Origin of the sequence: Anoxybacillus sp. UARK-01 (assembly GCF_002075365.1) — a bacterium.
In the GTDB taxonomy this organism is placed as follows: Bacteria; Bacillota; Bacilli; order Bacillales; family Anoxybacillaceae; genus Anoxybacteroides; species Anoxybacteroides rupiense.
The window spans coordinates 114,854-127,168 of record NZ_NASY01000031.1 but is presented as its reverse complement, the minus strand read 5'-3'; the positions used below and the strand labels follow the sequence as shown (position 1 = coordinate 127,168).

The 12,315-nt window shown below is 42.9% G+C and carries 11 protein-coding genes; 1 reads left to right on the top strand and 10 read right to left on the bottom strand.

Annotated elements, in window-relative coordinates; genetic code table 11:
- Window positions 1-4 precede the first annotated feature (4 nt).
- From addB to B6A27_RS05085, 7 genes are all read right to left on the bottom strand, one after another.
- Window positions 5-3,478: a helicase-exonuclease AddAB subunit AddB gene (gene addB / locus B6A27_RS05115; protein WP_080860519.1), complete on the bottom strand. Its 3,474-nt coding sequence runs from the start codon at window positions 3,476-3,478 to the stop codon at window positions 5-7.
- A gap of 139 nt (window positions 3,479-3,617) precedes the next feature.
- Window positions 3,618-4,154, bottom strand: a complete 537-nt coding sequence (lepB, locus tag B6A27_RS05110; RefSeq protein ID WP_080860518.1) for a signal peptidase I — start codon at window positions 4,152-4,154, stop codon at window positions 3,618-3,620.
- 17 nt (window positions 4,155-4,171) lie between these two features.
- Window positions 4,172-4,789 (bottom strand): TVP38/TMEM64 family protein, encoded by a 618-nt coding sequence (locus B6A27_RS05105; RefSeq protein WP_044745663.1) that lies wholly within the window; start codon window positions 4,787-4,789, stop codon window positions 4,172-4,174.
- Between the two features lie 415 nt (window positions 4,790-5,204).
- Window positions 5,205-5,744 carry a competence protein ComK gene (locus B6A27_RS05100; protein ID WP_080860517.1) on the bottom strand — a complete coding sequence of 180 codons (540 nt, stop codon included), beginning with the start codon at window positions 5,742-5,744 and terminating at the stop codon, window positions 5,205-5,207.
- A 111-nt stretch (window positions 5,745-5,855) separates the two neighbouring features.
- Window positions 5,856-6,056: a hypothetical protein gene (locus tag B6A27_RS05095; protein ID WP_066148143.1), complete on the bottom strand. Its 201-nt coding sequence runs from the start codon at window positions 6,054-6,056 to the stop codon at window positions 5,856-5,858.
- A gap of 356 nt (window positions 6,057-6,412) precedes the next feature.
- On the bottom strand, window positions 6,413-7,696 hold the full coding sequence (aceA, locus tag B6A27_RS05090; protein ID WP_080860515.1) for an isocitrate lyase: 1,284 nt from the start codon (window positions 7,694-7,696) through the stop codon (window positions 6,413-6,415).
- A gap of 887 nt (window positions 7,697-8,583) precedes the next feature.
- Complete coding sequence (locus tag B6A27_RS05085; RefSeq protein WP_080860513.1) at window positions 8,584-9,852, bottom strand: M48 family metallopeptidase; 1,269 nt, start codon at window positions 9,850-9,852, stop codon at window positions 8,584-8,586.
- Between the two features lie 145 nt (window positions 9,853-9,997).
- Between B6A27_RS05085 and B6A27_RS05080 the strand changes: the two genes are divergently transcribed.
- Entirely contained in the window at window positions 9,998-10,588 is a 591-nt protein-coding gene (locus tag B6A27_RS05080) for an SCO family protein (RefSeq protein ID WP_080860512.1), read from the top strand.
- Window positions 10,589-10,743: 155 nt separating this feature from the next.
- Here the strand turns inward: B6A27_RS05080 and B6A27_RS05075 are convergent, their stop codons facing one another.
- From B6A27_RS05075 to B6A27_RS05065, 3 genes are all read right to left on the bottom strand, one after another.
- Window positions 10,744-10,962, bottom strand: coding sequence for a hypothetical protein (locus B6A27_RS05075; protein ID WP_458294433.1), 219 nt, complete (start codon window positions 10,960-10,962; stop codon window positions 10,744-10,746).
- A gap of 199 nt (window positions 10,963-11,161) precedes the next feature.
- Entirely contained in the window at window positions 11,162-11,464 is a 303-nt protein-coding gene (locus tag B6A27_RS05070) for an AzlD domain-containing protein (protein WP_066148129.1), read from the bottom strand.
- Window positions 11,454-12,176 (bottom strand): AzlC family ABC transporter permease, encoded by a 723-nt coding sequence (locus B6A27_RS05065; RefSeq protein WP_080860511.1) that lies wholly within the window; start codon window positions 12,174-12,176, stop codon window positions 11,454-11,456. The genes B6A27_RS05070 and B6A27_RS05065 overlap by 11 nt, the downstream gene beginning before the upstream one ends.
- Between the last annotated feature and the right edge of the window lie 139 nt (window positions 12,177-12,315).

Below are 12,315 nucleotides of genomic sequence, written 5' to 3'. Positions count from 1 at the left end.
CCTCCTATTCTTCCTTCATTTGTTCCATTTTCTTATTCTTTAAGATCCGGTAGCGATCTTGCTCAATCGATTCGTCAAACTGACAGAACGTCCGAAATTCACAATATTGGCAAGCTGTCTCGTTTTTTCGTTTATACGGAGCAATATCGACCACTCCATCGATGATTTGCAATCCAGCCTGCTGAAAAATGGTGCGCACATGCTGACGCAACAAAGCAAAATCAGTCTCTGAAATCACAGATGAGTTTTTGGAAATAGAGCCATCTTTATTGATTTTTACTGGAACAACGGCTGAACCTTTTCCTGCATCAAGCGTTTGGTCCATTAATTTGATCGTTTCTTGGTCATCAAGCAACCAACCGTTCATTTTAAAGCTTTCAAAAATTTTTTGTTCTGCTTCGTCCTCTTTTAGAAGCACATTTTTGCTTTTGATAATCGGGTTATGGATATGAAAATATAGCACACCTGCCGGCAAAGCCTTCGATCCGACCAAATACTCTGCAAATTCAATCACAATATCCAAATAGGCAAGCATTTGCAGGGCAAGCCCGTAATAAACTTCTGTAAAATCTAGTTTTTGACTGCTTGACTTATAATCAATAATGCGCAATAAAATGCCTTTTGAACTTTTGGCTTGGTCAATGCGGTCAATTCGACCGACAAGCTCAAGGACCGTTCCGTCGGCCAACGGAAAAGTCAACGGAGGCAAAGGCCCTTTGTCGCCAAATTGCAGCTCCACCTCCAACGGGGCAAATCCGCTCATTTTTGCTTGTTCATTCAACACGCTTGCCGTCCTTGACATAATGTGATGCAATTTCCGCTTCACATAATGGTAACGATGCGAACTAAGTAAAATTTCTTGCTGGATATACGGAGCGATTTGTTCGACCGCATCATAGGATAATTGTTCACATTGCTCTTTAGAAAGCTGTGCCCAATCTAGATGTTCTGCGCGAATACGCTCTGTCATCATTTTTAAAGCATGATGAAATAATTGACCAATGTCTGGGGCTTTGAGCCGGAAAACATTGCGTTCTTTTAAGCGCAACCCGTATGAGGCAAAATGAGCAAATGGACAGCGATTGAATTGCTCCACTCGCGAAACGCTTGCTCTTAATGTCCGTCCGTATAGTTTTCTGCTAATCTCTCTCTTTAATTTTTTCGTTTTGTTTTCATAGAACAGCGCTTGAATGACTCTATTAGCCCGTTCATTCCAGTCGTTATGACCTGCATAAAGATTATATACATCCCACCAAATGGGCTCGATCGGATATTGCCGTTTCCATGCATGAAGCTGAACCGCAAGAGCTCCAAGCGTTGCTGAATAATTGGTAATGAGTGAGAGCTGTTCCGGAAGCGGCCATGTAAAAGGTTCACCGCCCCATCTCTTTTCTTGCACATCAGGAAATATTTCTTTTATTCTTTTAATCAGCACAGATGGCAGCAACGTTCTTCCTTCTTCATCAGCAAGCGGATACGTAATATAAAGCCGTTCCTTTGGGCTAGCCAACGCCATATAGATCGCAAACGGCTCATCTAGCAGCTGCTGCCGGCTTGTTGGAGCGACATGTACCGAAAAATGATGCAGCAGCTCGCGGTCTTGCTCAGATAATACGCCATCCGCGCTTTTTCGCGAAGGAATCACCCCATCATTCGCACCAATGATAAATATACACTTCATATCTGTTAGACGCGAACGGTCAAAGTGAGCAATCAATACTTGGTCGATCGCTGGCGGTACAAGTGAAAATTCCAGGCTCTCAAGCCCTGTTTCCATCAAAGCGGCAAATGACTGAAGGGGCATCGTCTCTTCCCCTAATATTTCTACATACTGGTCAAGCAGTTCCATGACTGCCCCCCACGCTTGCTCATGGTGCCGGGCTTCCAGCAGCTGCCCTTTTGCCTCAGCTTCATCACGCAGCTTCTCCAGCTTTTTAGGAATCTGCAATTGTTCAAAATATAAATAAAGGGCTTCGCACATATCCCGCCCATTTTTCGCTTTTTGTAATCGTTTTTGCAGCGTCAGGAGCGGGGAGGCGACCATTTCTCTCCACACATTTAGCTTTTCCTCGTAGTTTCTTTCTTCGTCTGTTTGCGGCGCCGCGATCTCCTCAAGTCCCTGATAGCGCCGGTACACCCAGTTCTGCCTCCATTTCGCTCCATAAATTCCGTGTTCAAGCACATAATTTTCCAGCTGATCCATTGCTTCTCGCATCGTTTGCACATGGCTCTCTAGCGGAAAAAAGAAATCGGTCTTTACCGCCCGAAACACGGCTTCATACCGCCAGTTTGTCTGAATCACATCCAAGCTTGCACGAATCAGTTCGATAAATGGATGATTTCCCATCGGCTCCTTTTCATCAATAAAGTAAGGAATCTCATAATCAACAAAAACAGTTTGAAATAGATTGCGATAGTCATCAGAATTTCGTACCAATAGAGCGACATCCCGATATCGATACCCTTCCTCGCGCACAAGCCGAATAATTTCTCTAGCAATTCCTTCAATCTCTGCCCGGCGATGTGATGCTTGGCATAATTGAATTTCACCGGCCTCCCCAGTAAAGGGCAAAGAAGGGCGCGTATCATAATGCGCTTCTAAATGGCGAAGCGATAACGACGGATGCCTTACATTCTCTTGACAAAACTTGATCGGTTCAATGAGAACGTTGTTTAAAAGGGCTATATTTCGCAACTCATAGTATGTTTTACCTGTCATGCGAAACAAATGTAGCTCATTCGGCAGCTGTTCATTATAAGGCTCATCCACCGTTAAAGCGACCGTCACGCGCTTAGCGAAACATAACAATTGCTCAAGAACCATATATTCTTGCGGTGTAAAATGATGAAACCCGTCCACGTAAATTTCCGCGTCTTGTATGTAGCGGGAATGCGGAATTTTTTCAGCCAAAAAGCGCAAGTAATCTTCCGAATCCACATACCGATTCATTAAATCCCGTTCGAATTGGCGATAGATAAGCTGTAAATCCTTTAGCTTGTCCGCTAATACTTTTTCGGCCGAGGTGGCATTTTGGCGCAGCTGCGTTTCTGTTTCCAGCAGTTGCTCCGGTGTAATACAATAACGCTTGCACTCAATAAGCATTTCTTCTAGCTGCTCAATAAAGCCATGCTTATCAGCCGCGCGGGCAAATAAAATCAGCTCATCCTTATGCTTATCAATAATTTTCCTTAGCAGCATGCGCACTCCCGTTTGATTTAAATAATAGCGGCTCATTCCCCCAGTTTCTTGCAGCACGCGAAAGGCCAATCGCGTAAAGCTTAGCACCTGTGCGCGAATCATCCCGTCCAGTCCCGGTGTGCGAATCAACGCATATTCTGATTGAAACGTCATTTGCTCTGGCACAAGATAAATGATGGGAGAGCCCATCGGCTGCTCCTTCAGCTTCTCACGAATTTCGTTTAAACATGCTGTCGTTTTGCCGGTCCCTGATCTTCCAATCATAAAGCGAAGCGACATGCTATCACCACCTTTATTTTCCATTGTCCTTCTTATTTTAGCACATATGTTCGTTTGTTTAAAAGAGGGAGATCGTGGGAAATCGTCATCTGTCAAAGTAAAAAAGGTATTCATTGAACGCTTGTTTCGATGAATACCTTTAAAACTGAATGCTAATCTCACGAAAAGGCCAGCAGCGCGCATTAACTTTTCCAACAATTCGGTTCATTTTCACATAGCCAAAATGGCGGCTGTCCCAGCTGACTAAACGATTATCGCCTAAGACAAACACATAGCCAGGGGGAACCGTCTTTCTCCCGGTCACTTCTTGAAGCGTAAAATCCCCGGTGAGTTTTCCATTAACCAATTTACGTTTATATCGCTGCAAATACGGTTCTTCTATCGGCTTCCCATTAATGTATAACACATCATTTTTATACATGATGCGATCGCCAGGAAGACCGATAACACGCTTGACATAATCCTTTTGCGTATTGGCATGGAACACGATAATATCAAAACGCTGGATGCTGCCAAATTTCTTCACGATTAAGAAATTGCCGTCCTGCAGCGTGGGCATCATCGATTCTCCTTCAACTACATAGTTAGTAAACAATAAAAACCGCGCAAAAAAAACCAGTGTCAGACTAACTGTCCATATAACCGATCTTCTCCGATAAATTGGCCATTTGCTCATCACACCGCCCACCCAGCTTAAGAGTCTTTTTTATCTGTTTTTTCCGTCAATGAAAACCTCGCTTCTACTTTCTTCCCTGCATACCATAAAAGGAAAATCGCGATAATGACCGCTACTGTGCGAAGCGGCTGTTTGGCCAAAGCCGCCAAATCATAGCCAATAAAGCTAATCATAAAAATCATCACCATTTTGCCGAGAAGTACGGCTAAAATAAACTGCTGGCGGCTAACGCGGGCTAGTCCAGCCACGACATTGATAATCGCCGATGGTGTAAACGGAAAACAAAACAGTAAAAACAATGGGCCAAATCCGTGGCGCTCCACCCAATCCACCAGTTTTTTCACCTTTTGATGACGGCTCAAAAAATGAAAAAACCGTTTCTGGCCTATTTTTCGAGCAAGTAAAAAAACACAAATGGATCCGAGGCAAGCGCCAATCCACGAAATCATAATTCCTTGCCAAAGCCCAAAAGCAGCCGCGTTCGCCATCACAAATACAAACATCGGAAGAATCGGAAAAAACGACTCTAACAGCGTAACGATAACCCCGGGCAGCATCCCAAACGAGCGGTAATGTTCCAGTAATTCTAATACATGCTTTAATGTAAACCAGTGCTTTAATGCTTCGATGTCCATGAATACTCCCCATTTACATTGTTGCTAACAATCTTATTTTACACGGTTACGCGGGGAATATAAATAGAGAGAATTTTAACAACTTCTAAACGAATCATCACTTCTAGAAGTGAGTGTTTCTTGAGTCTCACGACGAAGCCTTTTTCGTCTCCCTCATCGTAACTTCCCGTTGCGTGATGATACATATTCAACCAATCGAAAATTTTGATACGGTATTACGCAAAGACTGAAGCGCTTGGTTTTCGTCTAGATTCTCTCTGCTCCCCCAGCTATCGGCAAAGAACCTTTGTTTCTATAGTAGTACAATAGTTCAGGGAATACAATCCATTTCACCTATGCCCACTGCCATTCATCCTGATCGTTGGAATTTTGCCCTTCACGTAATGGAACGTGGGGATTTCTCAAGATTAAAAATTCATGACAACCAGTCTTTTGTTTGATCCATTCTAAACAAATACTGCATTTTTCGTTCACGCGCTTCCATTCTTTCAGATAGCTTCGTGCGCAGCTGGGCTGTGCGATAAAGTTGGTTGACAAACGAATAGTAGGAAATATCAAGGCAAACACTTTTATCGTTTTTAAAATATACGGTTGTTGTGTCGCCGCGAGAGGGTTCGTATTTGAGCACGTGCATATGCGAAATCCATACGCATCGTATATCATTTGGAGATGTTGTAGGAAACACATAAATTTCATTCAGTGGTTCAATCGCAATGGGAGGCTTGTGGGTAATGCCTATAATTTCTTTTGTTCCTTCCTTTCTACCTTTTAAGCTCGAGCCGTAGTAATAGCAGCTGCGGGAAATAATCTCAATCGGCTTCATCTTGACGATGTATTCTCCGTCTTCTTCAATGACTTTTGTGTAATGATGGTCATGAAAATGATGAGGCAAAATGACCATTGTGTAGCGGCTCACAATGAAGTCATTTAATACAATAAATTCGTTTACTTTCATTGAAATCGTTCACCTCTCACATCGATTAAAATGACTTGTACATCTTCATCATACCATTTACATCTATATTTTTCTATATTTTCAAAAAATAAAGAGCGATTAAAAAATCGCTCATGAATAATAAAAAACGGGGTACCTCTCTTCCTCTGCCAAATACTCGTTTGCCTGTTTGATCGCTTTATGTTCTGCATTTGAGCTATCTGCATATCCAACCTCATCGAAAAACGCTTGATAAAAATGAAAATCGGTGCTTATTCTTACTTCGGGATTGAGCACGGAATCAAGCGGCAATTCCTTTCGGCTATTCTGCATTTGTCAACACCTCCTGATGTTATCATGTTTCATTTTTCGCTAAACATGCAAAAGGTTCGCATCGACTGCGAACCTTTTGACTGCTGACAAATGCTTTCATCCTGCGTCACAGGCCTCGTACATCCACTCATGAATGTTTTGGTTCCATTCACGTCTTCACTCAGCTGTGTTCCTTATCTGCCAAGCGCTTTCAAACGAGTCCGATGTGAAACCATGCCATCAATAAAGGATATTAAAATGGTTGTAGACAAAGTCAATGATGACTTTGTCTACAACTTGAAGGCTCGCATAGACGCGAGCTTTTCTCTCTATTATTTTCTCTATATAATCCCCCGTATTTCCTTACATTTCTATGATTAAGCTGTTGTGAATTGTTCTTCTTCTGTCGATCCCTTAAGTGCCACCGTTGACGATTGTCCCCCGGAAATGACTTGGGATACTTCATCAAAATATCCTGTTCCAACTTCACGCTGGTGTCTAGTTGCTGTATAACCGTATTTTTCAGCTGCAAATTCTGCCTGCTGTAATTCGGAATACGCCGCCATACCGCGCTCTTTGTATCCGCGTGCCAATTCAAACATGCTGTAGTTGAGGGCGTGGAATCCTGCCAATGTAACGAATTGAAACTTGTAACCCATTTTTCCAAGCTCCACTTGGAAGTTCTCAATTGTTTCAGCATCCAATTTCTTTTTCCAATTAAATGATGGAGAGCAGTTATACGCAAGCAGCTTTCCAGGAAACTTCTCATGAATAGCTTCAGCAAAACGGCGTGCTTCTTCCAAATTCGGTTCACTTGTTTCGCACCAAATTAAATCGGCATATGGTGCATATGCTAGGCCGCGAGCAATCGCTTGATCCAATCCTGCTTTTGTGCGGTAAAACCCTTCCGGTGTGCGTTTTCCTGTAATAAAATCTTGATCGCGCGGATCAATATCACTTGTAATTAAATCAGCGGCATTTGCATCCGTGCGAGCGATTAGCACCGTTGGAACTCCCATAACATCCGCCGCCAAACGCGCTGCAATTAAATTGCGTACCGCTGTTTGCGTAGGCAATAATACTTTTCCGCCTAAATGACCGCATTTTTTCTCAGAAGAAAGCTGGTCCTCAAAATGTACCGCTGCTGCTCCTGATTCAATCATCGCTTTCATCAATTCAAATACATTCAGCTGCCCGCCAAAGCCCGCTTCCGCATCTGCTACAATCGGAACAAAATAATCGATATCACCGCTTCCTTCTAGATGTTGAATTTGATCCGCCCGCTGTAACGCTTGATTGATCCGTTTCACGACATGTGGCACGCTGTTGGCAGGATATAAGCTTTGGTCCGGATACATTTGTCCAGCTAAGTTGGCATCAGCCGCTACCTGCCAGCCGCTTAAATAAATCGCCTTTAATCCCGCTTTTACTTGTTGAACAGCTTGATTGCCAGTCAATGCACCAAGCGCATGCACATAATTCTCTGTATGAAGCAAATTCCAAAGCTTTTCTGCTCCCCGGCGAGCAAGCGTATATTCGATATCGATCGAACCGCGCAACTTGATCACATCTTCTGCAGAATAAGGGCGCTCAATCCCTTTCCATCGTTCCTCCGTGTTCCAGCTTTCTTGCAATTGTCTCACTTTTTCATCACGTGTCATTTTCCCTTCCCCCTCTTTTTTTCAGTAAGATCCTCAAAATGGCCTTCTATTTTCAGCGAATAAAAATATGAACTAAGCCATTTTTGTTAAAGTTGAACTAACTTTTTTATAGAAAGTAAATTTCCATCAAGTGTGAGATGCTTTTCTTCAGAATACCAGCCGTGCGGACGAACCCTTCAGCACAGCGGTCTCTTCCCTCATAAATAGAGTTTTCCTTCTGGAGATTCATAAGTGATCATACGGTGGTGTCTCGTAAGTGGGTTGGTGTCTTTGCTGTCCGTTTTCTTATGTCGGAGAATAAACATCTTCCAAATCAACCATACCCCCCTTTGCCCCGGAATAGAGCGCGTCAATCATCATTTGGCGATCCGCCGGCTCCGCAATTTCAATATGCTAGTCTAGCAGATCTTTAGAAATGGGTCTCGCGGTTGCCGATATGAACAGTTTCTTCTGGGGAATTTAACAATCTTTCCATCATCCATTTCTTGATGCTTTTTCTTTCTTTGCTCAAACAATTTCCTTCTTTTCCAACCAAAATCGCCCTCTTATTTCTCCGTACATTTGGAGGGCTCATCTGTCAAAATGGTTTCTACCTCTTTTTTATGCGTCCATTTGCATGAAGTCGCGATATTTTCGTCTCCATATCCCCCACCTTCCTTTTTGTTATAATACAAATAATGTTTTTTCTGTTGTTATTATATAACAGAACAACCGAAAAGAAAACTATTTTTTTGAAATTTTTTTAAAAAATAAGCAGAAAGTGAAACACTTTCTGCCTGCAGATAATATCACCGAAAAATTCAAGACTCAGCAAAGAAATCAGTGGATGATGTTTAAAAGAACACAAATTTCATGGAAGGACCAAGCTTTATCCATAAATAGAACTTTCATTTATGCCCATTCTCTGATTTTTGCTGTTCTAAAAACACGATCCTTTCAAAAATGGTCGGATGTGTATAGCGAAAAATTTTCACTAGATATGGTGGGTACACCTCGCTAAGTCCAGCTTTGGCCAGTTTTTGAAATGTGGAAATCCCGGCATCTGCATCTTCTGTTAATTCAACCGCATATTTATCAGCCGCATGCTCTTCATATCTTGACACCATATTAGTCAAAGGCGTAACAGAAAACTGGAGCAGCGACATGATGAGTAAAAGCAGCGGCAAGGAAGCTAATTCTCCCACCGCTTTTATACGCAAATGCTTTCTCCATTTAGCAAGAGCCCAGCTCATCAAGCGGCTGACCATCCATAGTCCAAAAAAAGCCAGCACGATGGACCCTGCTATACCCCAGTATATATGCTTCATTACGTAGTGCCCCATTTCATGGGCCATAATAAACAGTACTTCTTCCTGTTTTAACCGTTCAACCGTTGTATCCCACAACACAATGCGCGCATGGGAACCGATGCCTGTCACATATGCATTCAGTGCATTGGTTTTTTCAGACATATTGACTTCAAATACATGGTCAGCTGGGATATGCGCTTGTTGTGCCAATGATAAAATTTCCGCCTCAAGCGCGTGATTCTTTAGTGGATAAAACTTATTGTATAATGGATCAATGACAACAGGTTGAATAAACATCAAAAAGATGGTCAATGGAATCGATATCAACCAAGCAAAAAACCACCATCTTTTTTCAAAGCGACGAATCAACCCATACAAAACCGTGATGACGAAAAACAGAAGCAGCGTACTGATCAAAAAATCAGTGACTTCATCTCGAAGCCAGCTAGACATGGATTGCGTACTGATTCCATAGGCTCGAGAAAAATGATAGCTTGCCAACTCCAATGGCAAGGCGGCAGCTGTGATGATCAGCGACAACCAAAATACATAAAGCGCGGTTTGCACCCAAAATGCTTTTGTGGCACGCTGCGCCCATTTCTGCAGCATGTTGGAGATTCCCAGCAGTAAAATCAATAAGTAAACAAACCAATCATAAGGAATAGAGGCAAAATATAAAAAATTTTTCAAATCGGAATACCGCTCGCTCAAATGCTGCTCTCCTGATGTTAAAAAGCTGGATGGATCTGCACGCGTTCCCCGCCATTCAGTCGGAATGGACGCATCAGAAAACCAAAATAAATACAGCGCGATACCTGCACAGTACAACACATAAATCAACACCGACCAATAGATCATTTTTTTCATCAAATTCCCCCTTCGAATGGACAACATTCCTTATCATTAGTGTAGTCTCTTTTGGATGAATTAGAACGTCAGATAAAGTTCAAAATCATTATTCGTTTTTCCTTACTTTTTCATGTATCATGGAAAATAAGGGAGGGTGAAGCTGTTGAAAAAAATATATTGGATGTTCGGCATCTTGCTTGCTGTATGCATTGGTATCGGGATTTTTTATGTTTCCATATACCGGCAATGGCAAATGAAGCTGCCAAACAACATAACCATGGAAACGGCATGGGGGGAAGAATATTCATTCAATAAAATGACACCAAAAATGCGGCTGCTCGAATTTATTTATACAAATTGTCCAGACATTTGTCCAAATACGACATTCGAAATGACGAAGCTGCGTCAAAAATTAGAGCAGCAGCATGTATTTCCAAATAAAATCGAGTTTATTACCATCACCATTGATCCGAAGCGCGATACAGCGGCAAAGCTTCAAGCATACGCTAAAACTTTTCACATTTCGCCAAATGACAAAGGATGGATTTTGCTTCGCGGAAGTGAACGCGATACAAAAAAAGTAGCCGACGCCTTTGATTTCCAATATCGCGACCCCGGCAACGGCATGCTCATTCATACAACTCGCACATACCTGCTCGATGAAAACAACCGTGTCATTGAGCAATTTGGAATGGGCAAAAAAGGATTTCAATACGAAGAAGTTTACGAGACCATTATGGACAAAATCAAATAGAGGCTGTCTCAAAAGGTCGTTAAAACGCCCCTTTGGGAACCGCCTCTTTTTTACTACTTGATTATTTATTTCTTTTTTGAAGCAGGAATGGCTCCTTATTTCTGAATTTGATCCTGTTTTTTCTTTAGTTGGATCGGTTGTAGCCGCCCACTTTCTCAAATGGTGGCCCTCATTCCAAGGTGGTTTTTGGGAGCCCTCTTAACCAAAATCGCTGAAATTGCTGGTTGCACTTGATTGGCCCAAACACCGGGTCCTTTTCGATTGTCCGTTTTCGGTACGTCGCCGCCTCTTCTTCCGTGGACAGCCGTTCCCGAATCCCCTGCCGTTGTTGCGGATGGTTTTCGTGTCTTTGCCTTTGGCGCCAATCCACTCATCCAGCTCCTCCTCATACATCATGTCCTCAATTCGGTGATCTCCTTTGCACACGCTTTCGTTGGTTCCCGATCCAACGTGCTGTACTCGATCAGGGCAACGATCTCCTTTTTCACAATACGTGTAGTTCTCCTCTTTATCCAAAAAAGGGGCCCAAAAACGAACGCTATGCGAACACCTTCGGGACCCCCTCTTCCTTTTTTATAGGGCAGCATAAACACTTAAAACTAAAACAGAGGCAAGCACTACGATAATAATATTCGCACCAAACCACGCCACGACAACAGCACTGACAAAACCGAGCACGCCGAACCAAGGATCCTCGTCAAGCAAAAAAATTCCCGGTACAATTAATGCTCCTAATATCGCGTATGGCACGTTTTTTAATACCCCTTGCAAAAACGGCGGGAGCTTCACTCGATGAAAAACAGCAAGCGGAAGCATGCGCGGAATATACGTAACCATTCCCATTCCAATAATCATCCAAATAATGTCATAGCGCATCGTCGCTTTCCTCGCTTTCTTTGGCAAAAGATTGAACGAGTACGGAAGCAAGCAAGGTGGAGATGACAATCGCCCAGCCTTTTGACATATGAAGCCCCAGCAACAAAATAGAATGGAACGCAGCGGCTAAACAAGCAAGCCAAATCACTTTTCGTTGCTTCTTTAAAGTCGGGACAAGCAAGCCGATAAACATGGCGTATAGAGCAACCGACATGCTTTCCTGAAGGCTTTTTGGCAGTCTCTCTCCCACTACATGGCCAACACCTGAGCTTATCACCCAACTCCCATAAGATACAAAAATTAAACCCAACATGTAGGAGGCATTCACTTTTCCCGGTTTCATCGCCGCTACGGAAAAGGTTTCATCTGTAATGCCAAACGCATATAACGCCTTTTTCCATAACGATTCCTGCTCCGCTTTTTCATTCAATGCCGCCGCCATCAAAAAGTGACGAATATTTAAAATAAAGGTGGTCAACACAATTTCAAATCCGCCTGTGCCAAGCGTCAACAAGTTTAAAGCGATATACTGCGACGCCCCGGCAAAGACGATCACGCTCATCATCACCGTTTCCCACAGCGTCAATCCTGTTGTTTTCGCCAATAGTCCAAATGTTAAAGCAATCGGCATATACCCGATTGCAATGCTCATCCCCGCTTGCACCCCTTGGCGAAATGAGGACAACGTTCGTGCAGTAAGTGCTGTGTCCATCTTCCTCCTCCTTTCTTTCTTTATTTTCCGTAAATGATTTGCGTTTTTCAATAAAAAAAGTACCGATTGATCGGCACTTTTTTCAGCCAAGCCCATTTACACCGCTTTCTCTTTCTATTTAAATCCATCACCCACGGGC